We start from the raw sequence: 26,100 nt of genomic DNA, 5'->3' as shown, positions 1-26,100 counted from the left end.
AGACAGAAGGGGAAACGTTTTAATTCCTCTTATAAACTGCCGCCATGCTCAACGATGTTGTCAGAGACGCAGAGGGTGAAAAGGTATTTCTGCTCGGCAATGAAGCCATTGCGAGAGGAGCAATAGAGGCTGGAATTGACGTTTTTGCCGCTTATCCCGGCACCCCCTCATCTGAAATTGCCGATACTCTGAGCGATGCTTGCAGGCTTCTGAGAGGAAAGATGGATTTTTACATGGAGTACTCTGCAAACGAAAAGGTTGCCTTTGAGGTTGCCGTTGGAGCTTCTCTTGCTGGAAAAAGAGCAATGGCAACGATGAAGCACGTTGGAGTTAATGTTGCTGCTGACCCTCTCTTCAGCTTTGCCTACGTTGGTGCGAGAGGTGGGTTTGTGCTTGTCACCGCAGACGACCCATCAATGCACAGCAGCCAGAACGAGCAGGACAACAGGTGGTACGGAAAAGCTGCAAAGCTTCCTGTTGTTGAACCGTCAAGCGTGCAGGAGGCTAAGGACTATGCAAAGCTCTGCTTTGACCTTTCCGAAAAATTCGGCCTGCCAATGATTTTGAGGAGCTACACGAGGCTGAGCCATGCAAGCGGTGTCGTTGAGCTTGGAAAAATCCCTGAGAAGGAGTTCAGCAGGGTTGAGTGGGAGAGGCATCCCGAAACCGATGTGGTTTTGCCCGCTCATGCGAGAAAGTTGAAGCCAATTTTGCTGGAGAAGCTGGAGAAGATTGAGAGGTATTTCAACAGCTCTGAGATGAACTGGGTTGATGAGGGGGATGGGGATGTTGGCATTATTGCCTGCGGTCTGAGCTACGCCTACACCAAGGAGGCTCTCGAGAACCTGAATCTAAACCTGCCCGTTTTGAAGCTCTCGTCAATGCACCCTCTGCCAGAGAGGCTTATTGAGAATTTTGTATCCCAGATGAAGAAGGTCATAGTCGTTGAGGAGGTTGACCCATTTGTGGAGCTTCATGTTAGAGCGATGGGACTGGCCGAGGTTTACGGCAAGATGAACGGCTACATGCCCATGAACTATGAATACAACGTGGGGAGAGTTGAGACGGGGATTGCCAAGGCTCTTGGAATTAAACCGAGCAGAGATTATGAGGGCATTGTTGCAGAATCGCAAAAGCTTGCCGCAAAAGCTCCGCCAAGACCTCCAGTTCTCTGTCCCGGCTGTCCCCACTCGGCCTCCTTCTATGCGATACGGAGAGTTGTTGACGAGCTTGGAGATGCAGCTTTGCCCAGCGACATCGGCTGCTACACTCTCGGGATAAATAAGCCCCTTGAGGGGGTGGACATAACAATCTGCATGGGTGCAAGCGTTGGAGTCTCAAATGGCCTTGCTCATGTTCTTAACAACAAAATCATAGCAACGATTGGGGATTCTACCTTCATCCACGCTGGCATTCCACCGCTGATAAATGCCGTGTACAACCACGCTGATTTCGTGCTGGTAATCCTCGACAACTCCACCACAGGAATGACGGGACATCAGCCACATCCGGGGACGGGCTTCAGGGGATGCGGAGAGGCAGGAAAGGCTGTCAGGATTGAGGACATTGTGAGGGGATGCGGTGTTGAGTTTGTTGAGGTGGTGAACCCCTACAATGTCAGAAAGATGGTTGACGTGCTGAGGAGGGCTTTGAATCACGATGGAGTTGCGGTGGTTATTGCGAGGCAGCCCTGCGCGATACTTTGGTCGAGGGCGAGGAGAAGGGAGGGTAAGATTGTAACTTACAAGGTTACAGAGGACTGCACTCTCTGCATGGAGTGTGTCAACACCTTCGCCTGTCCGGCACTGATTTTTGACGGTGAAAAGGTCAGCATTGACCAGTCCCTCTGCGTGGGATGTGCTGTCTGCGCGAAAATCTGTCCGAACAGAGCGATTAAGCCTGCAAAAAGTAATTAAACTTTCTACCTATTTATTTCATGGCCAGACCATTGAGGGCCCTGATATTTGGCAGGTTTCAGCCCTTCCACCTCGGCCATCTTAAGGTCACGAAATGGGCACTTGAAAAGTTCGATGAGCTGGTTCTGCTGGTTGGTATGGCCAATGAAAGTCACACAGTCCTCAATCCATTCACGGCAGGAGAGAGAATCTGGATGATGAGAGAGGCTTTGAAAGATGAGGGAGTTGATTTAAGCAGAATTATAACCGCGACTGTTCCAACGATGAGCGTGTACGTTGGCCACGCTTTTTACATAATAAACCTCGTTCCGAAAGTGGATTCGATAATAACGAGAAATCCCGTTATAGCTCAGGTTTTCCACGACGCTGGACTGGAGGTTATTGCTCCCCCCGAATTTGACAGAAACCTCTACAGGGGCAGCTACATCAGAAAACTCATGCTCGAAGATGGGAACTGGAGAGAGCTCGTCCCCAAAAAGGTTGCAGCAATAATCGACGAGATAGGCGGAGTGGAAAGGCTGAAAAAGGCTGCTAGCAGGGATTAGCAAAATTTTTAATACCAGCGGTTTAAAGGCTGATGAGCCGCCGTGGCTCAGCTGGCAGAGCGGGTGATTCGTAATCACCAGGTCGCGGGTTCAAATCCCGCCGGCGGCTTGCAATATTGTTCCTTAAATCGCAAAGTTTAATTTTTCAAGGTAAAATGAGCGATATGAGGAGGCTGATGATTCTATTCTTGCTTGTAGGATTGGCAGTGGTTCTTAGCGGTTGCGCAACGCTAAGTGTTCATTCCAAGGTAAACAAGGACGGAAGCGTTGAGAGCTACAAACTGGTTATCAACACGAGCTCCTTTGTTTACGGACTGCTGGCTGAAGGTGCAAAAAAGGAGGGTTATGAGTCGCTGAGAGAGTCCTTCCTTAGTGAAATACCTGAAGAGATGAGGGATAAAGTATCTTACGACGAGGTGTGGTCTGGGGATCAGGTTTCGATAATTATCGAGGCAAGAGATTACGTTCCCGCAGATGACGACAAGGTTAAAATCAGGAAGGAGAACGGCTTCCTTATTTACGAGGACCTGTCTTTTGCCTCAGAGAACAACCAAACGAGCTCGAATGAACTGGGTAATGCTCTTCTCAGCTCATTCTCGCTCCACTACTACCTGGAGATGCCGGGCAAAATTGTGGAGTCAAATGCCAATGTCGTAAAGGACAACAAGGCGGAGTGGCATTTAACCGGTGCGAGTGCTTTTAATACAAGAATTTATGCAAAGAGCGAAGTTCCCGGAATTCCGGGATTTGAAGCCGCCTTAGCGATAGTAGGACTGCTGGCTGCAGGACTTCTTTTTGGGAGAGTTAAGGGGTGATTAAGCTCCTTATTTTATTTTATTGGCCAGAGTTTGGAATAGAGCTTTTCCCTTGACTTGTTCGACGAAATAAGCAGAAAAGAGCCGCTTAAAAGGCTTGAGGAAAAGCTAGAGAAAGACTGTTTACTGTTGCAGGAGAAAAAATTGGCAGCATTGCTGAAAAGGCTGAAATTTACGTTAAGGACGTCATCAGACCCCTGAGCGATCTAATTGGTGCGTTGGGCTTTCACCTGGAACTGCAGAAAAAGAGGGATATTGCAGTGCCGACAGATGAGGTGTTTTGCTCTAAAAAATCATTAAGATACATACTTTTTCAATCGTAAGTATTTTAATCAAAACGTATTGGCACGTATCATGGTTCCGAGGGTGATGAGCACGCAGCACCCAGACAACGCCAGAATTCCCTTCTTCGCAGCATCTGAGGTGTTGAACGGCGAGGATGAGGTAAGAGAGGCTTACTACGTTTTTTCTCACTTTAAGTGCGACGAGCAGATGTGGGACTTCGAGGGGAAGGAGGCAGATGCACACATTGTGAGAAAACTTCTTTCCAGCTACTACGACTTTTTCAGCTCCAGACCACTTGGCAAAGATTTCAGGCTCACGATGAGAGTTCCTAATCCCGAGATTGAGAAGGGAGAAGCCAAGCTTCTTGCAGAAACTCTCGAAATGATTCCTCGCAGTTACGACTACGTCAGAAGCTTGGGGATCGAGCATCCACCTATTTTCGAGGTTATTTTGCCGATGACGAGAAGTGCTGAGGAGGTTATGAAGGTTCACGCCTTTTACAGAGATTTTGTTGCAGGTAAGGGTCGATTTGAGCTGTTGGGTGAGAAAGTTTCAGACTGGCTGGGGGATTTTTTGCCGGAGGAGATAAAAGTCATTCCGCTCTTTGAAGACAGGGATTCGCTGATGAGAGCAGCAGAAATATCGGAGAGGTATGCAGAGTGGGCTGAGCTTGACGAGCTCAGAGTTTTTCTTGCGAGGTCGGACCCGGCAATGAACTATGGATTTGTTGCTGCGACAATCTACGTCAAAAAGGCTCTTTACGACCTTTCACAGCTCGGGATTTCCACGTATCCTATTTTGGGTGTTGGCTCGTGTCCCTTCAGGGGAGGGTTTTCTCCGAAGAACCTGAGTGTGCTGGATGAATTCCCGTCCGTTTACACCTTCACCGTCCAATCTGCCTTTAAATACGACTACGAGTTTGGGGACGTGAGAAGGGCGATAAAGAGGGCTAAGGAAGCAGCAAGGAGGAAGTCAGACTATGTTGACGAGGAACACCTTCAGGTGGCCGAAAAGCTGAAAGATGGTTACAGAAGAAGAATCGCCAAGATTGCGGAAATCGTCAACAGGATTTCTTCCAGAATTCCGAGAAGGAGAATGAGAAAGCTTCACGTTGGCCTTTTCGGATATTCAAGGGGAGAGGAAATTAAGTTGCCAAGAGCCATAACCTTCTGCGCGAGCCTTTACTCCATCGGCCTGCCGTCTGAGATAATCGGAATTGCGGAGATGAGCGACAAGGATTACGAAGCAGTATGCGAGGTCTTCAAGAACTTCGACGGAATGATGGAATCCGCAATGAGCCTTTTCAATCCTGAGAGCCTGAAAATTGTTGACCTCTCGATGGACTTTGAGAGAGCAAAGGAGCTTTTCGGCTATGAGCCTGATGAAAGACATCTGGAAAAGACAAACGAGATAATAAAGCAAATTGATGGAGATATTAAGAATCTGGTTGTCGAGGCAGGGATTTTGAGAGGATTTCTGGGATAGCCTAAAATCCAAGCCACTCTCTCTTCAGCTCATAAAAGCTCCCATCTGCAATGGACTCCCTTATCCTCTCCATCAGCTTAACGACAAAGTAGATGTTGTGGTAGGTTGCCAAGCGGAAGTAAAGAAGCTCATTTGCCTTGTAGAGATGCCTGAGATAGGCTCTGGAGTAGTTCTGGCAGACAAGGCAGTCGCAGGTTCTGTCAACTGGCCTGTTGTCTATCCTGAAGGCTGCGTTCTTGATGTGAATCCTGAACTTGTTCCTGACATTCCCTCCTTCTGCTGGAGAGACGTAGAGGTGCCCCCTCCTCGCCCATCTTGCTGGAGCTACGCAGTCGTACATGTCCACTCCTTTTTCAGTGCAGTTGAAGAGGTCTTCAATGGCCCCAATTCCCAGCAGGTGCCTCGGCTTCTCTTCTGGCAGAAGAGGAATAACCCAGTCGAGGATGTTCAGCATATCCTGCTTGCTCTTGCCAAGAGAACCGCCAATGCCGTAGCCCGCAAAGTCCCTCTCGGCCATGAACCTCGCCGACTTCTCTCTCAAATCCCTGTACTCTCCTCCCTGCACAACGCCGAAGAGAGCCTGTCTCCTGTCGTAGTGCTGCAAACACTCCTCAGCCCAGCGGTGCGTGCGTTCCAGAGCCTTCTCTGTATAATCTCTGTCTGAGAGCGGGGAAGTGCACTCGTCGAAGGCGAAGATTATGTCGGAGCCGAGGTTGGACTGAATTTCCATGGATTTTTTTGGCGTAAGCTCAACTATCCTGCCAGACTTGGGGTCTTTGAACCTCACACCTCTGTCAGTAACAACTGCAAGCTTTTTCCTCTCGTTCTCCGCTTCCCTCAACCTTTCCTCCCTCAACTCCTCAAGGAAGATGTTGTTTGCAATCTTCCCCACTCCGTGCTCCATTCCAAAGCCGAGGGAGAAGGCCTGAAATCCTCCTGAGTCGGTCACAATGACTCCATCAAAGTTCATGAACTTATGCAGCCCTCCAAGTTCCTTGATCAGCTCATCACCCGGCCTGAGGTGGAGGTGGTAGGTGTTGGCCAGAATGACCTCAACCCCCATGTCCTTCAAGTCCCTGTTGTCCAGACCCCTTATTGCCGCGAGAGTGGCAACGGGAATGAAGACGGGAGTTTCAAAGCTGCCGTGCCTCGTCTTCACCTTCCCGACTCGCATTCTGTCGAGAGTGTGCTTTATCCTGAATTTCAGAGGCATTCGAACTAAATTGACAGAAAACTTAAAAGATTATTCCCTTTCGGTGACCTCACAAAATCTTTTATTTTCAAATAGCAACAATAAACGATGAGAGTTTCATCCGGTGTTGACGGCCTTGATGAAATTCTCAATGGTGGATATGTTAAGGGGAGAGCTTACCTGATAAGGGGAGAGCCGGGCTGCGGGAAAACAACCCTTGGACTGCATTTTTTGATTGATGGTGTTGGAAGAGATGAGGATTCGAATTGACATTTCAAACGAGCAGAACAGAAAGATGCTCGTTGACTTTCTGGGCAAAAGATACGAGATAGCGGAGGATAACTTTGACTTGCTGATTATTGATGGAGTTACGCTTAAGCGGAAGTGGAGGGAGATAGAGAGAATTAAGGCTGAAAGCAGAGCTTTTCTGCCAGTTCTGCTTGTTACGACAAGGAAGGATTTGAAAATTGCGGAGAAACACCTCTGGAAGAGAGTTGACGAGCTAATTATTGAGCCAGTAGATAAGCTTGAGCTTCTTGCAAGAATAGAGATTCTTCTGAGGGCGAGAAAGCAAGCACTACAGCTTGAAGAGCACGCAAGGATTATGGAGATCGAGCTTGGCACCCTCTTCGAGACAATCGCCCATCCCATCGTGGTGATTTCTCCAGAGTTTGAGATTTTGCATGCGAACAGATATGCTCAGAAAATCTTCAGGGAGCAGGGCATAGAGAATGCCATCGGTAAAAAATGCTATAAAGTTTTCCACGGCAGGGAGGAGCCAGCGGAGAACTGCCCATGTGTTGCAACGTTCAGGAACCATAAACCAGAGACGAGGGAGATTGAGATTTTTGGCAGAATGTATGCGGTCAGCACCACGCCAATTTTCATTGACGGAGAGCTGAGAAAGGTTGTGCATCTCGCATTTGACATAACAGACTTCAAGAGAATGGAGAGAAGGCTGGAAAGGCTTTACAAAGCCAACCTGCTTCTGCATGAGGTCGAGAGGGCAATTCTCTCTGCTGATGAAACTGAAGAGATTCTGAAGATGACTGCTGAAAAGCTGGCTGAGATGCTTCCAGTAAGGGGGGTGGGAATAACAGTTTTCGAGAATGGCAGAGCGAGGGTTGTGGCTGTGACTGACAAAAAGATGCCCGGATTCAGAGAGGGTGAGATGATAGCGGGAGAGGACGTGGCAAAGGTGATGCAAACGCTCTCACAGGGAAAGCCGTGGGTGAAAAGAGTTGAAGGCAGGGGGGAGGGAGAGAGGAGGCTGATGGAGCTTGGAATTAAATCCTACGCCCTCATTCCTATAGTTTCAGATTCCCTTCTTGGCTCAATAAACGTTCCTTCTGAAGAAGAGGATGCCTTTGATGAGGAAACAATTCAGATTCTGATGGAGGTTGCTCATTCTGTTGCCCTCGCAATAAGGAGTGCGAGGATGAGGGAGGAGCTTGAGGAGAGTGAGGAAAAGTTCAGGAAGCTTGCAGAACATTCTCAGGTGGGCATTGACATAATTCAAGAGGGGGTTTTTGTCTATGTCAACGAAAAGTTTGCAGAAATATTGGGCTATGAAAGGGAGGAACTGATAGGAAAGAGTCCAGTAGATTTCATCCACCCGGATGACAGGGAAAAATTTGAAAGGAATTACAGAGCCAGAATTCTTGGTGAAAAGAATCATGTCAATTACAGACTCAGAGTTCTGACTAAGAGTGGTGAAGTGAGAATTATCGACGCCTATGGCTCAAGAGTCATACTGAGGGGTAAACCCGCAATTGTCGGGGTATCGGTTGATATTACAGAAAGAGAAAAAATGAGACAGGAACTCGAAAAATACACTCAGGAACTGGAAAAACTTGTCGAGGAGAGAACGAAACAGCTTGCGGAAAGCGAAAAAAGATACAGACTGCTTGTTGAGTCGCCAATCGTTGCCTTCTGGGAGGCTGATAGCAATGGTGTCTTCAGATTCGTCAACGACCGCCTTCTTGAAATGTCAGGTTATTCGAGAGATGAGGTTGTTGGAAAGATGACGATGTTCGACCCGATTGCTCCCGAACAAAGGGAATGGCTGGCTGAGAGGATAAGACTGCATAAAGAGCACAAGCTCTATGGGGATGTTGTTGAGGCCGAGCTTGTGAAAAAGGATGGGTCGAGGTTCCATGTTCTCGTCTCTCCAGCACCCATTTACGACGAGAAGGGGAACCTTGTGAGGATTGTTGGGGCGATGATTGACATAACCGACAGGAAGATGGCTGAGGAGAAGCTTAAGCAAACTCTTGAGGAGCTTAGGAAAGCCAACGAAGAGCTTGAGGCTTATGTCCATGCAATTTCACACGATTTGAGGGCTCCATTGAGGAATTTGCAGGGGTATGTTTCAGCACTTGTTGAGGATTACGGGGAGAAGCTTGAAGAGGATGCGAGGTTCTACCTTTCGAGGCTTAAAGCTCTAACGGAAAAGATGGATGGCCTCATCAACGACCTGCTTGAGTATGCGAGGGTTTCCAAGGCAAAGGCTGAGGTTAGAAGGGTTGACCTCAATCTGATTGTTGAGGACGTGCTCGATTACCTTAAGGATGAGATAAGGGGGAAGTCCGCTGTTATTGAAATTGAAAAGCTTCCAGCGGTGAAGGGGGACAGGAAGCTCCTCTTTACGGTAATGCTCAACCTGATAAGCAATGCCATCAAGTTTGTTGAGGAGGGGGTGAGGCCAGAGGTTAAGGTGTGGGCTGAAGATGTCAACGGGAAGGTGAGAGTTTACGTTAAGGACAACGGCATAGGCATTCCTGAAGAGTATCACGAGAAAATCTTCAACATCTTCGAAAGGCTTCATGGCGAGGAGGTTTATCCCGGAACTGGAGTTGGTTTGGCGATTGTCAAAAAGGCCATGGAGGTTATGGGAGGCAGATATGGGGTGAGGTCGAAGCCGGGAGAAGGCAGCATTTTCTGGATTGAGCTTGAGAGGGGCTGAGTTTATGGGATGGTGGAAGGTATTTGCACTCTTTATCGGGATTTATTTCCGGTGAAGTTATGAAAGCCGGGAAATCATTAAAGGAGTTTTCAGGAAAATTCAGTAAGGAAACTGCTGAGGCGGTTATCTCAATTAGATTAACAGGAAAATTGCGGAGGAACTCGGATGATATGCCTTGATACCAGCGTCAGGATGTGGACACGAGCGAACTTGAAAGGAGAGCCAAAATTTGCTTAAGTGTTGTAACTTTTTCGACCTCCTACTCCCTTGATGCAGGCGTAGTTGTTCTTGCATTTCTTGGCATTCAAAGGTTCAGAAGATCGTCGAAAGGGGCAAAGATTCCAGAATTCCTGTGGGTGACTTGGCAAAGTTTTATTAAAGTACTCTCTCTACTCAATGGTTTTGTCCAACATCAGAAAAGATATATATTTATTCGTGTATGCATATATTAATGCATGAAAACTATTTCGATAAGAGACGATGTTTACAGGAAGCTTCTTGAAATGAAAGACGAAGAGGATAGCTTCAGCGATGTGATAGAAAAACTATTGAAAAGAAAGAAAACAGACATTAGAAGGTATTTCGGGGTTTTGAAGGACAGTGAAGTCCTCGATGAAATTGAAAAGAGCTTAAACGCAAGGAAATCAGCGAGGTTCAGGGTATGATTGTTCTTGACACGAGCATCATCATAGATTACTTCAGAGGCGTTGAAACCACTTACAACTTGATTGATGAAGAAAGTGAAATTGCAGTAACCACCATTAACTGTTCGCAAATTATTCGGGGCGATACCTTTCAACTTCAAGCCCCTTTATCCTGCTGAAGTGCTCATCTCTCGTTACAAGTTTAAGACTGTGTTCCATTGCAACAGATGCAATGAGCACGTCTATTAGATTAACTTCCATGCCTTTCTCTCTCAAATCTTTTTCAATTTCTACGGCAATTTTTGCCGAATTGAAAGAGAACGGAAGAACATCAAGACTCTCAAGCAGCTCAACAGCCACTTCAAATTCTTTATCTTTCCCAATGAGCTTTGGCCCTCTTAGGAGCTCCCACGCTGAAATGGACGTGGTGTATAGCTTCGAATCTCTAATTTTTGCGTAGAACTTCAATGCCTCATCTCTCCCTCTCAGCAGATCAATTAGAAACGTGGTTTCAAGACAGAACATGTTTATCGAACTCCTTCCTGCCTTCTAAGATTATCTTCTCGATTTCCTCTCCAGAATCTTTCCATTTACCGGCAAATTCAAGCAAATCTCTCCTTTTCTCTGTGAGCCTGATTATAACGTCGCTGAAGCTCTCTCCCTCTCTTTTTTCTCTTTTCAATCTTTCGTAGGCTTCGAGAGTTATGGTTATCGTTTTGGTTGGCATAAGTGTATGTTTACGTTTATGTTTATAATGTTTTCCACTTCCTAACTCGCTTCATTTTTCCGCAACCTCAAAACCCAGACTTTCAAGTTTCTTCACCGCCTTCGCTAAATCCTCTTCTCTCACAAGAATGTGGTCTGTTGAATAAGCGGAAATAACAAAGATGGGAATTTTTTCATCCGCAAGAGCCTGAGAAATTTTCGCTAAAAATCCAACCAGTCCAAAGGGCAGCACCATATCAAATGTCAGTATTTTCCAGCCCCTTTCAATTTCGATAACATCATCTTCGTTAACTTTTGGCTGCTCTATAATCACAGTTATTTCGTTTTTATCAACAATATTCGCAAAGGCATTGGGGCAGGCTTTCTTTGATTTTACGATTGCAAAAGTTTCTTTCCAGACATAAACCCTGCCATTTTTGAAGTAGTTTTGGAGTTTCATTATAGAGGTGTAAATCCCGTCGAGTTAAATCATTATCGAGCCTGTAAATCCTGATGAAATCTTATTAAATTACCGCATGTGTCCTCAAAATCAACCTGCAATCCCCACTCGGTTTTCTGGGGCTCTCCTCTGAATTTAACCCCCTTCTGCTTTAACCTCTCGTAATCTCTGTAAATGTCATCTGTCCCGAAAACCATAACCGGTATCCCTGCCCTGAAGAGAGAGGTCTGATAATTCTTTGCAATCGAATTTTCATTTGGTTCGAGTAAAAGGGCAGTCCCATCTGGATCTTCTGGGGAAACAACGATTGCAAGCCCGTATTCTGGCGTGTGGAGTTTTTCCTTAAAACCTAAAACCTCAGTGTAGAATCTAAAGGCTTTTTCGACGTCATCCACGTAAATGCTAACCATTTTTATTTTCATTTTAAACCCCCTCTGATGAGTTTGTAGCTTCGTGAATATTATGGTTTCTGGAACAGCGAGGGCCGAAATTTCATTTGGCTTTTCAGGTAAAAAAGTTTGAAGTTGGCTTTGAGCGAGCTTATAGCCCGAAAGCTTATCCTCCATTAAGCAAAGTGGCTTTTAAGCTCGATTGAAAGCGATTTTTCTTTTTTAAAAAGCACTCGTAAATTTAAAACCTCGCCAAATCTTTTATACTTTAAATTTAACTATACCCATGAACATACTGAAGCTTGTGGCATCCATCTTAGCAGTTCTGGCAATAGGTTTCGCTGGCTCCTTTTTCACAGCTCAATCTGTGCAGACTTGGTATGCAGGAGTTGAAAAGCCCTTTTTCACTCCCCCCAACTGGCTTTTCGGTCCAGCTTGGACATTGCTCTACTTCCTGATTGGGATAGTTCTTTACATCGCATGGGAAAATGGGTTCTGGAATGATTCCAGAGTGAAAGCCACATTCTTCACGCAGCTCGGACTCAACTTCCTCTGGTCTATCCTCTTCTTTGGTCTCCAGAATCCTCTCGCCGGATTGGTGGACATTATCGCTCTGGACATCGCCGTAATACTGACGATTGTTTACATCTATCATCACTCCAAGGCTTCATTGCTTCTCCTGCCCTATCTCGGCTGGATACTGTTTGCAAGTGCCCTGAACTTCGCCATCTATCTTCTGAACGCATGATGGACTTTGACCGTAAAGTTCAGGAGAGAATAAGAGAGATAGCCCATGCAGTGAGTTTTAAAAGGCCAGAGTGGCGTGAATGGCCCCATTTATCGGCAGAGGAGTTTGAAGAGCTCGCTGGGAAAAACACGGGCAGGGATTTCGATGAAGTCCCGAATACGACAGCAAATCCAGCCAGCTTCGCCCTGAAGTCACTGGAGGGCGTTGAGAACTCGGTTATACTCCACACCTCTGGAACGTCCGGAAGCCCAAAGTATTACCTTCTCAGCCGAGATATGCTTGTTAAAAACTGGATGCCGGGCATGTATGCGATTTTCAACTCTGCAGGGCTTGAGAAGGGAGGAGGAGGGACGGTGATATTTGTTGCCGGGAGAAGGGAGGGGGATGGAGTTGATGAGAATGGAAACGTCGCGTTGCTGTCATCGGAATTCTCGCAAAGGCTGGCTTTGGCCATGTTTGATGCCGACTACGTAATCTCCACATATCCGAATTCAAGGAGACTCGATGTTCTTTCCGCCATCCTTGAGATGGAGAGAGTTGATGTGGTTTCAGCTCCGGCCTCAACCATAGCGAGGTGGGCTGACATAAATCTGCTGGCAAAGGGATTAAAGGCGAGTTTAGCAGTGAGAAGTGAGATTGGCGAGGATTTGCGAAGAATTCTGAAACTAACCTTTGAGAAGGCTGTAAAGGAAATACACGCCATGCTCTGGGACAAAATCAAAAATGCGACCTTCATCTTCAGCTTCTCATCCCTGACAAAAAAGAGGTGGGAGCTCATAAACAGGTTTGTGAAGAAAAAGTGCAACCTCTACGTTTCCAGTGAGATTGGGCCTTTTGCAAGCAGTCTGTGCTTAGGCGATAACCTCTTCGTCTTTCCGCTGAACATTCCAGTTTTCAGAGAGGACTTCAAGCCCTTAACGAGAACCAAAAGGTATTATGGGGAGTTGCTGGTGTGCAATGCTGAAAGAATAAACATTGAAACGGGAGATGCGGTGATTCTGGAGAGCAAAAATCCCCCAACTCTTTACAGAGAGATTCTGAGGATGCCCATAAAGGTTGGCGAAGATAGAGGAAGAGAAATTTACGCTGGAGGATACTGGAGAGAGGGGTGTGAGATTTTGAACAGCTACGAAATCAGGAATGCCATTGCCGAGATTTACGATGGCAGGATATTCTTCGACATCAGGGAAAGGAAAATTATTGTTGAGAGCAATGCTGTGGAGGTGGAGAGGGCTTTGAAGAAGGCCAGGGGGAAGTTCAGAATTGGATGCGAGTTCAGAGTCGCTGAAGGAAGCTTTGATGTCAGAGCGAAAAGGGAGTGGTGGGTTTACTTTGTCGTCTGAAAGTTTTTGATTATGTTGGCGGAGCAGCGGTAATCACACGAAAAATATTTAATTTTGAATGGGATAGTGTCAATCGCAGGATAATCAGAGGTGTGAAGATGGACAGAATCCTGCTGGTTGAGGATAATCCAGACGATGTTTTCATGATTAAGAGGGCTTTTGAGAAGGCCAAGATAATCAATCCCCTTGATGTGGCGAAGGATGGGGAGGAGGCGATAAGCTACCTGCAAGAAAACAAGCCCGTGCTGATTCTCCTTGACTTAAAGCTTCCAAAGGTTTCGGGTTTTGAAGTTCTGAAGTGGGTTAAATCGAAGGAAAGGCTGAAGAGGATTCCCGTGGTTGTTTTAACTTCATCAAGAAATGGAGAGGACATAAACAGAGCTTACGACCTCGGAGCAAACTCCTACCTTGTGAAGCCTGTCCGCTTTGAGGATTTACTGAATCTCACCAAACATATGAATATTTACTGGCTAATTCTTAATGAGAAACCGGAGGTTTGAGATGAGAATACTTATAGCCGATGACAACCCGGATGACAGAATTCTGGCTGTGAGAGAGCTTAAAAAAGAGTTTGCGGATTTGGAAGTGGTTGAAATACTCTCAAAAGAGGATCTGGAGAAAGCTCTCGAAAACTTCAACTTTGATGCTGTCATCACCGACTACAGGCTGAGGTGGGGGACAGGCTTCGACGTTTTAAAGGCTGTAAAGCAGGTTTCGCCCTTTACGCCAGTGATTATGCTCACACTGACAGGCGATGAGGAAATTGCTGTTGAGGCGATGAAAGAGGGATTCGACGACTACGTTCTAAAATCGCCCAAGCACATTCGCCGCCTCCCGCTGGCTGTGAAAAACGCTATTGAGAAGAAGAAAAGGGAGAAAGAGATAGAAGAAGCCTACAGAAAGCTTGAGGAAAGTGAAAGAAGGTATAGAGACTTATGGGAAAACGCCAATGACTTTCTTTATGTCCACGACCTTGAGGGGAGGTTCACAGCCGTAAACAGAGCAGCAATAGAGGGATTCGGCTACTCTCTTGAAGACCTTGGAAAGCTTACCATCTGGGATGTGCTGGTAGGCGATTCTGCTGAACTCGTAAAAGAGAGAATGAAAAGAACTCTTCAGAGCGAGCCAAATGAAGAGCCCTTCGAGGTTCTATGCAAAACCAAGGATGGAAGATTGCTGTGGCTTGAAGTGAAAACAAGACCGATTTACGAGAATGGAAAGCTGGTGGGGGTTCAGGGGATAGCGAGAGATGTAACCAAGAGAAAGGAGTATGAGGAGGAGATTAAAAGGCTGAACAGGCTTTTGAGAATTGTCAACGACATCAACGACCTTCTTGTCAGAGAGAGGGATGCAGACGACCTTGTTGAAGCAATAGTGGAAAAGCTCTCGGAATTTTACCCCTCAGTTTTCGTCGGAGTGGCTAAGGATGGCGAGATGGTCTTCTATCCAAAGGGTGCTGAGGGTTCTGAGTGCGTAAAGGAGGCCATTACAAGCAAGAGAACCGTGAGACTTGAACCTGACAGGCACATAAAGGGCTGCAAGCACATCAGCGTTCATGGCAGCTTTTATGCCCTCACGATTCCCATGGTTTACGATGAAAAGGTTAAGGGAGTCATTATAATCCACTCGGACAGACCCTTCTCCGAAGACGAGGTTGAAATTCTAACTACGCTCTCAGCAGACGTGGCTTTTGCCCTGAACGCCATTCAGCTCGAAGAGGAGAAGTTTCTCGCCTACGAGCAGATTGAGAGGAACATCGAGCAGTTCGCCATTCTCGTTGACCACATCCGCAATCCACTCGCAGCCTTGCAGCTCATAACAGAAATGGAGGTTGAAGACGAGAAAGTCAGGAAGAAGATTATCGAGCAGGTAAAGAGGATTGAGAAGCTCATCAGGGACCTTGACAGGGGATGGATTGAGTCGGAAGTGATAAGGGAGTTTTTAAGGAAGACGTGGGAGAGATAGCCCCCATCGAGCTTTTGCCCAGAAGTGCCCTCGCAGCCTTGCAAGCGCTATCCAACTGCGAAAAGAGTTGTAATTGCAATGGGAGAATATTAAGTGCTCAGCAGACATCTTTCGAGCCTTCTCACAGTCAATCTTACCCAGCTGAAACCTGTAAAGCATCCAAGCGCCTCCCCCAGAACGAAGCCAAGAAGAACTCCGTCGAATCCAAATGGCACGGCGAGAACGTAGCAAAGCGATACCTGAAAAACAATCGCCCTCAAAACGGTTATCGCAAAGCTCCTCTCTCCCTTTCCCATCCCCTGAAAAACGGCAGATGAGGAGACTCCGAGCGGAGCGAAAAGCAGAACGAATGCCGCAATCCTGATTGTTCGGACTATCTCCTCATACATTACGGCTGAAACTTCGGTGTATGTGAAAATCAGAGCTATCTGAGGGGCGAAAGCTACCATTAAGGCGAGTATCGCTGCATCAACTGCCAGCAGAAGCTTCACGGTGTAATTCAGGGACTCACCAATCTTCCTCGGATTTCTCGCCCCGTAAGCTGCGCCTGAAACTGCCGTTAAAGCAGCACTAACTCCAAAAAGCGGGACAAAGCCGAACTGAATCAGCCTCCACGCACTCGTGTATGCTGCCAGCCCCTCACTTCCTCCCGTTTCGATGACGACGCGGTTTATCAGCATGAAGGCAACAGACATCGTCAGCATCGAGAGAGAAGCCGGCATGCCGACTCTAAGAAGGTCGAACACTGTCGGCAAGTTCCATCCCGCAACCCTGAACCTCACGTAGCTTCTCCCGCTCAAAAACCAGAATGAGAAAACGATTGAGGAGAGAGCCATGGAAATTACGCTTGCAATCGCCGCACCCGCAATACCGTAGCCGAGCAGGTAGATGAAAATGGGGTCGAGAACCATGTTCAGAAGGCTTCCGGCAGCGTTGGCATACATGGCCATTCTCGCATTCCCCTCTCCGTTGAGAATCCCTGCCGAAACGTTGCTGAAAACCAGAAAAACGCTTCCGAGAACCATGATGCTTCCGTAATCGACGGCCAGCCTCAAAATCTCCCCGTCCGCACCGAGAAACACCATCACACCATTGAGGAACACTACCGACAGGGTCATGGGAATCGATACAAGGATCCCCATTGCCACCGCGAGAGTGGCGGCAACGCATGCAGCATCGTATCTCTTCGCGCCGATTCTTCTCGATACCGCAGAATTTGCCCCAACGCTCAGACCGAACGATATTGCGATGAAGACGAAGAAAATGGGGAAGAACAGGCCCACAGCGGAGAGCGCATCCGGGCCGAGTCCCGCCACCCATATGCCGTCCACGAGGTTGTAAAGAGTGAAAATCAAGTTGCTGACTACCATCGGTGCCGAAAGCTTCAGAATGGCCTTTTTCGGGTCTCCTGTAAGAACCTCCACGTTCTTCATTCCGTAGTCTTCAACCCCCCTCTGCTTTTATTAGTTCCTCTCTTTTCAAGGTAAAAATACCGGCAAAGGTCATTCGTACCTCAGCGCCTCAATCGGCTCAAGCTTGCTCGCCTTCCATGCCGGGTAAAGACCGCTCGCAACTGCTGTAAGAACTCCCACCGCAAAGCCCTCTGCAATGTAGAGTGCGGAGGATGGATGGAGGACGTATGCTGTGGAGAAACCCATCATCGAGATTATAGCATAACCGCCCGCAACGCTCATAACAGCCCCAAAAACGCTGCCCGTCAATCCGAGAATCAGCGCTTCAAGCAGAAATATCATCATAATGTTTTCTCTGAACGCTCCTATGGCTCTCATAACACCAATCTCCTTCGTCCTCTCGATCGTTGACATCAGCATGATGTTCAGGATGCTCACTCCAGCAACGAGAAGCGATACTGCGGCTATTGCCATCAGGAACTGCGTCATCGAGTTCAGGCTCTCTTCAACGCTCTCTATCAGCGATTCGAAGTCTCTTATGTCCACCTTCTCATCCTTTTTGTTCAGCGTGCTGTCAATTTCCTCCTCGATCGCTTCGATGTATTCCAGACTCTCCGCCTCCACTATAACCGAGGTGTAGCCCTCCTGATCGTAGAGCCTGTCGAAGTCCTCCATTGAGATGAAAACGGCCATGTCCGGGTTGATTCCTCCCCCCATCCCCTGTTGCTCAAGTATAGCTGCAACCTTGAACGTTTTGCCCTCGACAGAGATTTTGTCCCCCACCTCCAGCCCGAAGTCCTCCGCAAGCCTGTATCCCACGACCGCAGTGCCCTTGAGCTTTATGCTGCCCTCGTAGGCGTCGTAAAGCAGCTCAAGGTCATCCCCGTCCACTCCGTAAACCGTAAGGAAGGCTTTCCTGTCCTCGTACTCGACCTCCCCCCTCTCATCCTTTACCGCAATGGCGTACTCTATTCTCTCAACCCTCTTTATCAGCTCGAAATCGTCCTCCTCTATCCCGGAATAACCCTCTGTGTATCTCGGAGTTATCACTATGGTATCCGCCTGATCCTCGAACCTTTCCAGCACGGTCTGCTTCATCGCGTTGCCGAAGATGCCGATGGAGGCTACAGCCACAACTCCGATGATTATTCCGACCACGGCCAGAATACTCCTCGCCCTCGCCCTCTCGAGGTTTCTGACGGCGAGCTCAATATACATCCTCCACCACCTTCCCGTCCCTGATTCTGATGACTCTGTCAGCGTATTCCGAAAGAGATGGGTCGTGGGTGACGAGAACGACGGTAACCCCATTCTCCTCATTCAGGTTTTTGAGAATGCCCATAACCTGCCTCCCAGACTTGGTGTCGAGGTTTCCAGTGGGCTCATCACACAGCAAAATTTTCGGGTTGTTTGCCAGAGCCCTTGCAATTGCCACTCTCTGCTGCTGCCCTCCACTCATCTCCCTTGGCCTTCTGTCCGCAAGCTCCTCAATTCCCACCACTTTGAGAAGCTCTTTCGCCCTCCTCTCCCTCTCCGCCCTCGCAACACCGCGGAAAATCATCGGCAGCTCCACATTCTCCAGGGCGGTGAGAGTAGGTATCAAATTGTACTGCTGAAAGATGAAGCCAATCGAATCTCTGCGAAGCTTGGTGAGCTCTCTGTCGCTCAGCCCTGACGTTTTGACTCCGTTTATGATTACCTCGCCCTTCGTCGGTTTGTCGAGGCAGCCTATCATGTTGAGCAGCGTTGACTTGCCGCTGCCCGACGGCCCCATTATCGCAACGAACTCCCCTGCTTCAACCTCCATGCTCACACCATCGAGGGCGTGGACCTCGTAGTATGCAGTCCTGTAAATTTTGTAAACATCAACCAGCTCTATTACTTTCATTCTTTCTCCTGCTCCTCCATTTTCTGAAAACCAGAACTCCACCGACGGCAGCAATTGCGACTGCTGCCAGATTCAGAGGTGTCAGAAGGCTCTGGCGCTGCGGTGGTGATGTTGTGCTTACCGTTATGGGATTGAGCTGGTAGCTCTTGGAAATGCTGTGCACCTCTCCAAGCTCGTTGGTCCACTCCACAACAACCTTAACACTCCTCTCACTTCCGCTTGCGGGAATGCTGAAGCTGTCCGAGTCTGAGGGCTCCACCTCTCCCACAAAGTACTCCTCGGTATCGCTTCCGAAGTCAAGGTAAACGAGGACGTTCTTTGCGTAGCTGAATCCCCTGTTCACAACTTCGCCGCTTACAGTTATCTCCACTCTCGTTGAGACCGAGCTTGATGTGGGACCAAACATCCCCCTCGGCGGAGCGGAGGCTGAGGATGTCGCCTTTGCCTCTATTTCAACTCCCGAAACGTCGACGGCGGAGCTGTCCTGAACATCGATGTTTACAGCCTTCTCCAGCGTCCTCTCTTTTCCCATCCCGTCTTTGTAGCTGATTGCAAGGGTTATCACATCCCTCCCACTCCGTTCTGGGGAGTAAAGGAGGGTGACTTCCGAGCTTTCGCCGCTTTCAAGTTCAGCAATTTCGTCGGTGGAGAGCAGGACCTTTCCGTTGTTCGACGAGGCGGAGAATTTGATTGCGCTGACAGCATCATCTTTCAGGTTGGTGATTGTTGCGGAAATCTCCACCACGTCGTAGAGGAAGGCCGAGGACTGAGGAACCGAGACGCTCACGGCAAGCTCACTCCCCTCTTCAAAGGCAGGTGTGAGCTTAGCGGTGTAGCTGTGGTAGTTGTTGCCGCTGTAGAAGGAGACTCTGAACTCGTAATCGCTCCGCTCGCCGAAGAATCTGATGGGGACTTCAGCGGTTCCCGAAACCGACGAAAGGATGATTCTGTCGGGCTCTGACTCGAAGAGGGGGTCGATGACGACATTCTCTATCTCTACGGGAGAGGAGATGATGAGGCTCAGGTTGTTGACCTCCCCAACCTTCACGTTCTCGCTAAAGGCGATTTCAGGCATCCTGTTTTCAACAAAAAGCGTGAAGTAGCTCCTCACCGCACCGCTTTCCGTGTAAAACGCAACCTCTACGTTGTGCACACCTTCCTTTACAGCTTTAACGGCGAAGCTGAAGGTGTGAGTGGACTTCGGCGGTATGTAGCCGAGCTCGAAGGAGTCGTAGGATATACCGGATCCCAAAACGCTCACTGAGGAGACCTTAACAGCGCTTTCGAGGGGGTTGTAGAGAGTCACGGTAACGATTGCGGAATCTCCTACGAAAAGCCTCTGCGGCTCCACGTTGAGGTTCTGGATAGCAATGCTGCTGTTTTCCTCCGCCACCGAAGGGACAATTAAGAGAAGCATTACGAGTCCAGCAATCCAAATTCCTCTCATGCCTTAACTGGCAGCGGGGAGTATATAACCTGGGAGAAAGAAAGATGTGCATTTTTGGTCCATTTTTCCAGATTAAGTTCATTATAGATGAAAACAATAAAGGATTTTATCTGCAAAGGGCGAAGGTTGTGGTTGTCGGAAGTCTGAGAAAAGGAGCAACTTGGAAATTCTCGTCAGAGAAGCTCTTGAAGCCGTAACCGCACAGACCAGAATTGTTTGAACCAAAATGCTTTAACTCAGGAAGAACCTTCGCGGGAACTCCATGACGAATACTGCCCCACACGGCTCGTTATCCTCGACCCATATTTTCCCTCCAATACTTTCAACAATCTCCTTAACGAGGTGCAGCCCCATTCCTGATCCTGCCGAGTCTCCGCTGCTGAATCCTGCACTGAAAATCTTGTCCTTAATCTCGTCAGGAATTCCCTTTCCGTAGTCCTTTACTCTAATAAAGCACTTCCCCCGCTTTCTCTCCACCTTAACCACCACTCTGTCAGTCCCTGAGTGCTGGACGGCGTTCTGGAACAGGTTCTCGAATATCGCCCCGAAAATCCCCCTATCGCCAAATACCTGGCACTCCCCCTCAACCAGAACGGGTATGCTGAAGTTCCTCGCAACTTCCCTCGCAATTTCCTCCACCTTAATGTATCTTGGCTCTTCTCCAATGGCAAGCTCTTCGACGAACTTGGAGTTTCTCACAGCAAAAACTGCTCTGTTTATGGATGCTTTCGCCCTTTCCAAGTGCTCTTCCCTCCCCGTCTTCTCGAAGAGTTCCAGAAAAAGCAGTGCAGAGGTCACGGCATTCATCACGTCATGCCTCAGCATTCGATTGGACAGCAAGATCAACTTCAGCACCTTCCTCTCAGCCTCCTCGAAGCTGGTCAGATTCATTTCACTCACCAACCAACAAAGGGTTCAAGGGCATTTAAGAAAGAGGAAAAGAAAATGTGCATCTTTTGTCCATCTGCACTCAGCTCATACCTCCGAATTCCTCATAAACCTCAGGCAAAATCTCTGCCAGATTGTGATACTCCTGAGAGCAGTGATGGAACATGTGCTTTCCAATATTTCCGGGAATCATTCTTTTCTTCACTGACAGTATATTGAGCAATCTTGTTAGGATCGAGGTGAGAGGGCCGCTAACCTCTATCTCTTCCCCGATCCAGAACCTACTCCTCAGCTCAACTCCTTTCTCAGCCTCTCTGGCGCAGTGACACATCCAGGTGTGCCACACTGCATGTCCGGGAATCTCTGCCCCGACTCTGGCGCATATAATGGCATTTCTCTTCAGATCAATCATTTCAAGCTTTTCCTCGCTGAATCCGAACTCTGCAGGAGTCATGAACCTGATGACAATTCTTTGCTTTCCCGTGCCGACGTCTTCCGTTACGTAGTGAGTGGAGCCGGTCTCATCTGTTCTAACGTCAAAATGTTTGCCGGGATACCATATCTGGTAGCGAATTGCATCTTCAGAATGCCACCTGAACCACCAGTAAATCATCTCTGCACTAACCTTCGGCATCTTCGTCAGACAGGCGACGTAAGCTCTGCCGTCAGGGAAGTGGTGGAAGCCGTTCTCGTAGGGCAGATAGCCCTCATCGAGCAGTTTGTCCTTTTCCAAGAAGCTAAAAACTCCTTCTAAAGGGATATCTTCTCCTTTCTCCAGTATCAGTCGATGTTCCCACGGCAATGGTGTTAGCGGTTTTTTCAGGTATTTTTCATAGGCTGATTTCCTCATGAACTTTCACCAGGTAATTTTAGGTTGATGACTCCTAAACCTTTATCCGTACTCTTATGTCGATGGGAAAAACTGCTGACCGTAAACTCAAGTATCCCTAACCAACCTAAGGAAGTTGCATATTCTTACAACATCCCCCTGCGGGCCACGAGCGTGCGGATAGCTGGAAACATCGCCCCCCTCGTTGATTATTGGAGTCACGTTGAATATCGGGTCTATCGCAGCACCACGCTTTGAGGGGTCCCTTGCATCCAGTGCCCTCGTGTAATCTACAATTGATTGTAGCTCCTTCGCATTTGGAGCCTACAATCGCTGTAGCCGAGATAGCTCTGCTCGTTCATCCTCTGAACGTGCTCCAGAGCCTCCTTCCAGTTCATGCAGTAGCCGCTGTCATCCTTGACCCACATCAAACCCGTGGCTTTATCAGTAACCGTCCATCGCCGTTATCAGCATATTCCGGCGGGTTTACTGTAAACTGCGCATCCTACCCGTAGAATGGCTCTCCGGGTTCAGGGCAGGGAATTTCTTTAAAATTGCATTTTGTCTGGTTTGTGTCCACAATCGGGAAAGCTGGTTTTTCTGCAACAAAAACTCTCCGACTCGTGATACAACCCATTCCAGCGACTGTCAGCCCACCGATAGCCATACACTTTAAAAAATCCCTCCTCATCCCAGGGACACCTCAAAAAATGAGTTTAAAAACTTCTCCATCCGAATTCGGAAAAATTAAGGCGCTCTGGGAGCGCTCTTGGGCATCTCAGGATTCGGGATTCCGGCATCGTCCTGTATCGCCCTGAACTCCTCCATGATTTCTCTCAGCTCTTCCATGCTCGTTGCGCTGCTTACCTTCTCCTTCAGAGATTCGAGTTCCGAAATTATGTCACTTCTTGCCCCTTCTCTCTCAAGCATGTCAATGGTTCGGTTTATCATGTCCAAGAGAGCCTCTTTGCCCCCTTCAAGGTCGTTTACGGGGGGTACTGGAGAAGTGGAGTTCTTTAGAGGGGGCATTGGTGCAGAGATGTTTGATGTGGTTTCAGGATTCGGAACTGTCACTTTTTCGTCAACCTCAGGCTTGGGTTCAGGTTTAACGTCCTCGCCTTGCGAAGTGCATCCGGAAAGAATGGCTGCGCCAGAGAGCATTATTATTAAAATGAAGGTCAGTTTCCTTGCCGGCATTTCATTTTCACCTCAAAAAAATAAAAAAAGTTGTTAGGCATTTGCAGAGTTTGCGTTAGGCATTCTTGGCCCATCCTCAGGCATCCCACCGCACGGCATCTTCGGAGGCATTCCATCATTCATGAATCCAGCATCCTCCATTATTCCCCTGAACTCCTCCATGATTTGTCTCAGCTCTTCCATGCTCGAAGCACCGCTTACCTTCTCCTTGAGCGATTCAAGCTCGCTTACCGCATCACTGTTTCCGCTGCTCTCCAGCCTCTCAATAGCCCTGTCAATTTTTCTAAGCGTCATGTCCTTCGCCCTGCTCAAAGCATGCTCCTCCATAACGCTCTTCAGCTCATCAGCTGAATTTGCATTTTCAACGTCCTCCTTCAGCTTCTGCAGGTCCTCTACTCTCTCTTCAAGGTGGCTCAGAATCTTCGCCTTCACGTCCTCAAAGTTGCTCTCGTTTATTTCCAGCTTTGGCACTGCCGGATGAAAGCCTTGGGCAGATACTGCAACAACCCCAACCACTACCAGAGCCAGCAACGCCGCCAGCACTTTCCTCATTCCATCACCTCCTTAATCTCTATAATTTGTAGGAAATCAGGCTATAAAAGCGGGAAGAAAGGAAAATGTGCATCTTTTGTCCATTTATTGGGTGTTGAGATAAAGCTGAAATCGGCAAAAATGGAAAAATCACTCAATGGGGTCCCCATTCGGCCAGTAGCCAAAGGGCTGTTTCTCCAGCTTCATTTTGCCGTCAGAACCCTTGTAGATGTTAACCCAAACGCTCCAGTTTTCATCGTCAATTTCCGGATAGTCAAGGCGGTAGTGGCTCAAACGGCTTTCCTCCCTGAAAAGTGATGCTCTCAGCTTCATTTCTGCATTCACTATCATATTCTTGGTTTCATGGGCTAAACGCAGCTCGTGCAGGTCTCTTGCCACGAGCATCGGAACGTGATGGTCTCTAAGCTCCTCTACGTATGCCAACGCAGCGCTGAGTATGCTGGCTTTCTTGATGTAGAGCACGAAGTTGGGAACCATAACTCCCTGCAAAACCTGAGTTACCCACGCCGGGCTGTAGCCGGAATCCCTGTTTAGAGGGGCAAGAATCTCCTCCCTTATCCTGCTAACCGTGGATTCGGGAATGCTCTGGAGGTCTATGTCCTTGGCGTAGTTTGCAGCCTCCTCCCCCGCAATCGCCCCCTGAACTGCTGAACCCGCTAAGGACGATCCGATTTGCGTGTAAATCCCACCTGACATGTGGGATCCGAGAGCGTCGCCGGCAGCGTAAAGGCCCGGAATGTCGGTGGCACATCTGTCGTTGATAGGCACCAGCCCCTCAGACTTGTGTATGGACATTCCCGCAGAGGCTCCTCCGACGACATAACCGCCTCCTCCTGGTGGTGGACGTTCACCTCTTTCTGGTGGCCCCTGCGTTCGACCTTCGGATGGCGCTGCCCTGCGAAACTCCTCAGGAACGTATGGGCCACCCGACACCTCTGCCATCTGTCCCCCCATCGATACCGGACCGCCTCTTATGTAGGTAGCATAATTCAGCTCCACTCCCAAATCGTGGTGAATCTCAACGCCCGTAATTGAGGGCTTGTTCTCGAATATCCCGTGCCAGCTGTCGTAGCAGGCTGCGGGATACTGTGAACTCGTGGTGTGGCCGTCGTTCCACTCCTTGCCTGTTATTCTCGCACCAATCTCGTAGGCCATGACACTTCCATCGTGCGTCAAATCCCGGATGGGGAAGCCGTAAGGCTTGAATCCCCCTGCACCGGTGCAGAGAACGACGCTTTTGGCGTTGAAAAAGTACAACTTCTCCTCATCAAGGCTGAAGCCAGCTGCACCTGCAATAACTCCATTCTCCCTTATCAGATGCGTAATCATAATTCTCTCCATGACTCTGATCCCCCTCTCGTCGATAGGTCTGCGGAAAGGCTCGTGGTAAAGGGAGGAGTCGAAGAATCCCCACTTCCTCAGCTCTTCAGCCCTGTCCTTCGAATACATGGCAAGCTGTCTCGTGTATGCCCTGTTGTTAGACCCAAGAGCGGATTGAGACACAAGCTCCACGAACTCGTCAAGAGAGACTGGGCTTGTCTTTGAGTCAAACACAAAGAAGCCCTTTGCAAAAGGCGTCTGACCCGAACATCCCAATCGCCCCTTGGAGACCATCAGAACCTTCGCACCTGCATCATGAGCTTTCACCGCAGAAAACAGCCCTGCCATTCCCCCTCCAACCACAAGCACGTCGGTTGTGATGAACTCCTCCCTGAACTTATCCGAGTCAATGGTATAATCTCTTTCAACATATGGCTCATTACCAGCAAAGAATCTGACGCCCAAAGCAGCAACCCCCGCAGCTCCCGCTAAGGCGAGGAACTGTCTTCTGCTAATTTTAAACCTCGATTCTTCCATTTCTCTTCCCTCCTTAAGTCAAAAACATAGGTTTTAATCATCGTCACATAACCTCCAGCCAGCAAAACGGCATAGAACGCCTTCATAGCCAGACTTGAGTGCCTCCCCAGAACCAAAACGTGGTATCCCACCACTGTAATCAAGACAACAGCGAGAATACCGTGAAACGTCCTCCATTTCCTGTAATTTTTGAAAAGCCTTTTTCGCAAAACTGATGTTACTGCCAGCGTTAGCATGACAGCCCATCCAGCGATTCCCAGCAGTATGGCCGAATTGTCTGTGGTGATTATTTTCCAGAAAGCATCGAATGGCTGTATGCTTCCTTCAAACTGCCTCGGAAGAACCTCAAGAAGAGGATGGAATAGCAGAAAGCCGACTGAGATGTATCCGAACAACCTGTGCGCTTTTACGATGTAGCTCATCCTTCCCTTCCCTTCGATTAGCCTAAAGCCCCTCGTGAGGTAAAACTGGTTGACCATCAGTGTGAAGGAGAGAACGGTCATAAAGGAGATAGCCTCCTTTAACGCAGTCCGCCTTGGAAAACCGTCAAGCGAGTAAATTGTTACCGCAAAA

28 protein-coding genes and 1 tRNA gene are annotated in these 26,100 nt (G+C 48.3%); 12 read left to right on the top strand and 17 right to left on the bottom strand.

The window, feature by feature from the left end; genetic code table 11:
* Positions 1–44 precede the first annotated feature (44 nt).
* From iorA to ppcA, 5 genes are all read left to right on the top strand, one after another.
* Positions 45–1,916 (top strand): indolepyruvate ferredoxin oxidoreductase subunit alpha, encoded by a 1,872-nt coding sequence (iorA, locus tag AF_RS07505; protein WP_010878986.1) that lies wholly within the window; start codon positions 45–47, stop codon positions 1,914–1,916.
* Between the two features lie 20 nt (positions 1,917–1,936).
* Positions 1,937–2,461 carry a nicotinamide-nucleotide adenylyltransferase gene (locus AF_RS07500; protein ID WP_010878985.1) on the top strand — a complete coding sequence of 175 codons (525 nt, stop codon included), beginning with the start codon at positions 1,937–1,939 and terminating at the stop codon, positions 2,459–2,461.
* A gap of 36 nt (positions 2,462–2,497) precedes the next feature.
* Positions 2,498–2,570: transfer RNA gene (locus AF_RS07495), tRNA-Thr, on the top strand.
* 55 nt (positions 2,571–2,625) lie between these two features.
* A complete protein-coding gene (locus AF_RS07490; RefSeq protein ID WP_052270488.1) occupies positions 2,626–3,276 on the top strand; it encodes a PGF-CTERM sorting domain-containing protein in 651 nt (216 codons plus the stop codon).
* Between the two features lie 354 nt (positions 3,277–3,630).
* Positions 3,631–5,046 carry a phosphoenolpyruvate carboxylase gene (ppcA, locus tag AF_RS07485; protein ID WP_010878983.1) on the top strand — a complete coding sequence of 472 codons (1,416 nt, stop codon included), beginning with the start codon at positions 3,631–3,633 and terminating at the stop codon, positions 5,044–5,046.
* Position 5,047: 1 nt separating this feature from the next.
* Here ppcA and tgt read toward each other — a convergent pair whose 3' ends face one another.
* On the bottom strand, positions 5,048–6,259 hold the full coding sequence (gene tgt, locus AF_RS07480; RefSeq protein ID WP_010878982.1) for a tRNA guanosine(34) transglycosylase Tgt: 1,212 nt from the start codon (positions 6,257–6,259) through the stop codon (positions 5,048–5,050).
* 87 nt (positions 6,260–6,346) lie between these two features.
* Here tgt and AF_RS12710 point away from each other — a divergent pair, with 87 nt between their 5' ends.
* The 3 genes from AF_RS12710 (at position 6,347) to AF_RS07470 (ending at position 9,868) form a co-directional block, all read left to right on the top strand.
* Positions 6,347–6,508, top strand: a complete 162-nt coding sequence (locus AF_RS12710) for an RAD55 family ATPase (RefSeq protein WP_010878981.1) — start codon at positions 6,347–6,349, stop codon at positions 6,506–6,508.
* Positions 6,492–9,203, top strand: coding sequence for a GAF domain-containing sensor histidine kinase (locus AF_RS12415; RefSeq protein WP_052270487.1), 2,712 nt, complete (start codon positions 6,492–6,494; stop codon positions 9,201–9,203). The genes AF_RS12710 and AF_RS12415 overlap by 17 nt, the downstream gene beginning before the upstream one ends.
* A gap of 455 nt (positions 9,204–9,658) precedes the next feature.
* Positions 9,659–9,868 carry an antitoxin VapB family protein gene (locus tag AF_RS07470; RefSeq protein ID WP_010878978.1) on the top strand — a complete coding sequence of 70 codons (210 nt, stop codon included), beginning with the start codon at positions 9,659–9,661 and terminating at the stop codon, positions 9,866–9,868.
* A 111-nt stretch (positions 9,869–9,979) separates the two neighbouring features.
* Here AF_RS07470 and AF_RS07465 read toward each other — a convergent pair whose 3' ends face one another.
* Genes AF_RS07465 through AF_RS07450 form a run of 4 tightly spaced genes read right to left on the bottom strand, consistent with a single transcriptional unit; the run spans position 9,980 to position 11,578 of the window.
* Positions 9,980–10,372 (bottom strand): type II toxin-antitoxin system VapC family toxin, encoded by a 393-nt coding sequence (locus tag AF_RS07465; RefSeq protein ID WP_010878976.1) that lies wholly within the window; start codon positions 10,370–10,372, stop codon positions 9,980–9,982.
* Positions 10,359–10,574: an antitoxin VapB family protein gene (locus AF_RS07460; RefSeq protein WP_010878975.1), complete on the bottom strand. Its 216-nt coding sequence runs from the start codon at positions 10,572–10,574 to the stop codon at positions 10,359–10,361. Before AF_RS07460 ends, AF_RS07465 begins: the two co-directional genes overlap by 14 nt.
* A 51-nt stretch (positions 10,575–10,625) precedes the next feature.
* A complete protein-coding gene (locus tag AF_RS07455) occupies positions 10,626–11,012 on the bottom strand; it encodes an ACT domain-containing protein (RefSeq protein WP_010878974.1) in 387 nt (128 codons plus the stop codon).
* Positions 11,013–11,044: 32 nt separating this feature from the next.
* Positions 11,045–11,578, bottom strand: coding sequence for a VOC family protein (locus tag AF_RS07450; protein ID WP_010878973.1), 534 nt, complete (start codon positions 11,576–11,578; stop codon positions 11,045–11,047).
* A gap of 109 nt (positions 11,579–11,687) precedes the next feature.
* Between AF_RS07450 and AF_RS07445 the strand changes: the two genes are divergently transcribed.
* The 4 genes from AF_RS07445 to AF_RS07430 all read left to right on the top strand — a co-directional run bounded on the left by AF_RS07445 (position 11,688) and on the right by AF_RS07430 (position 15,457).
* Positions 11,688–12,149 (top strand): translocator protein TspO, encoded by a 462-nt coding sequence (locus AF_RS07445; protein ID WP_010878972.1) that lies wholly within the window; start codon positions 11,688–11,690, stop codon positions 12,147–12,149.
* Positions 12,146–13,492, top strand: coding sequence for a hypothetical protein (locus AF_RS07440; RefSeq protein WP_010878971.1), 1,347 nt, complete (start codon positions 12,146–12,148; stop codon positions 13,490–13,492). The genes AF_RS07445 and AF_RS07440 overlap by 4 nt, the downstream gene beginning before the upstream one ends.
* Positions 13,493–13,590: 98 nt before the next feature.
* On the top strand, positions 13,591–13,992 hold the full coding sequence (locus AF_RS07435; protein WP_010878970.1) for a response regulator: 402 nt from the start codon (positions 13,591–13,593) through the stop codon (positions 13,990–13,992).
* A 1-nt stretch (position 13,993) separates the two neighbouring features.
* On the top strand, positions 13,994–15,457 hold the full coding sequence (locus AF_RS07430; RefSeq protein ID WP_158296889.1) for a PAS domain S-box protein: 1,464 nt from the start codon (positions 13,994–13,996) through the stop codon (positions 15,455–15,457).
* An 89-nt stretch (positions 15,458–15,546) separates the two neighbouring features.
* On the opposite strand, the gene AF_RS07425 is transcribed toward AF_RS07430, so the two are convergent.
* The 12 genes from AF_RS07425 to AF_RS07380 all read right to left on the bottom strand — a co-directional run bounded on the left by AF_RS07425 (position 15,547) and on the right by AF_RS07380 (position 26,030).
* The gene (locus tag AF_RS07425; protein WP_010878968.1) at positions 15,547–16,890 is read right to left on the bottom strand and encodes an MATE family efflux transporter; all 1,344 of its coding nucleotides are present in this window, start codon (positions 16,888–16,890) and stop codon (positions 15,547–15,549) included.
* A gap of 69 nt (positions 16,891–16,959) precedes the next feature.
* Positions 16,960–18,087 (bottom strand): ABC transporter permease, encoded by a 1,128-nt coding sequence (locus AF_RS07420; protein ID WP_048064397.1) that lies wholly within the window; start codon positions 18,085–18,087, stop codon positions 16,960–16,962.
* Positions 18,077–18,757: an ABC transporter ATP-binding protein gene (locus tag AF_RS07415; protein WP_010878966.1), complete on the bottom strand. Its 681-nt coding sequence runs from the start codon at positions 18,755–18,757 to the stop codon at positions 18,077–18,079. Before AF_RS07415 ends, AF_RS07420 begins: the two co-directional genes overlap by 11 nt.
* Complete coding sequence (locus AF_RS07410) at positions 18,735–20,204, bottom strand: COG1361 S-layer family protein (RefSeq protein WP_010878965.1); 1,470 nt, start codon at positions 20,202–20,204, stop codon at positions 18,735–18,737. Before AF_RS07410 ends, AF_RS07415 begins: the two co-directional genes overlap by 23 nt.
* Before the next feature lie 231 nt (positions 20,205–20,435).
* Positions 20,436–21,095: a sensor histidine kinase gene (locus tag AF_RS07405; RefSeq protein WP_052270486.1), complete on the bottom strand. Its 660-nt coding sequence runs from the start codon at positions 21,093–21,095 to the stop codon at positions 20,436–20,438.
* Between the two features lie 79 nt (positions 21,096–21,174).
* Positions 21,175–21,825: a DAPG hydrolase family protein gene (locus AF_RS07400; protein WP_148183467.1), complete on the bottom strand. Its 651-nt coding sequence runs from the start codon at positions 21,823–21,825 to the stop codon at positions 21,175–21,177.
* Between the two features lie 386 nt (positions 21,826–22,211).
* The gene (locus AF_RS12705) at positions 22,212–22,349 is read right to left on the bottom strand and encodes a hypothetical protein (protein ID WP_081423267.1); all 138 of its coding nucleotides are present in this window, start codon (positions 22,347–22,349) and stop codon (positions 22,212–22,214) included.
* Between the two features lie 77 nt (positions 22,350–22,426).
* On the bottom strand, positions 22,427–22,612 hold the full coding sequence (locus tag AF_RS12900) for a hypothetical protein (RefSeq protein WP_148183465.1): 186 nt from the start codon (positions 22,610–22,612) through the stop codon (positions 22,427–22,429).
* 56 nt (positions 22,613–22,668) lie between these two features.
* Complete coding sequence (locus tag AF_RS07395; protein WP_010878962.1) at positions 22,669–23,118, bottom strand: hypothetical protein; 450 nt, start codon at positions 23,116–23,118, stop codon at positions 22,669–22,671.
* A 33-nt stretch (positions 23,119–23,151) separates the two neighbouring features.
* On the bottom strand, positions 23,152–23,670 hold the full coding sequence (locus AF_RS07390) for a hypothetical protein (RefSeq protein ID WP_010878961.1): 519 nt from the start codon (positions 23,668–23,670) through the stop codon (positions 23,152–23,154).
* Positions 23,671–23,799: 129 nt separating this feature from the next.
* Entirely contained in the window at positions 23,800–25,527 is a 1,728-nt protein-coding gene (locus AF_RS07385; RefSeq protein ID WP_010878960.1) for an FAD-dependent oxidoreductase, read from the bottom strand.
* Entirely contained in the window at positions 25,479–26,030 is a 552-nt protein-coding gene (locus AF_RS07380) for a ferric reductase-like transmembrane domain-containing protein (protein WP_010878959.1), read from the bottom strand. The genes AF_RS07385 and AF_RS07380 overlap by 49 nt, the downstream gene beginning before the upstream one ends.
* Between the last annotated feature and the right edge of the window lie 70 nt (positions 26,031–26,100).

The sequence above is a fragment of the Archaeoglobus fulgidus DSM 4304 genome (assembly GCF_000008665.1).
In the GTDB taxonomy this organism is placed as follows: domain Archaea; phylum Halobacteriota; class Archaeoglobi; order Archaeoglobales; family Archaeoglobaceae; genus Archaeoglobus; species Archaeoglobus fulgidus.
This window is presented reverse-complemented; position numbering and strand designations above follow the sequence as displayed.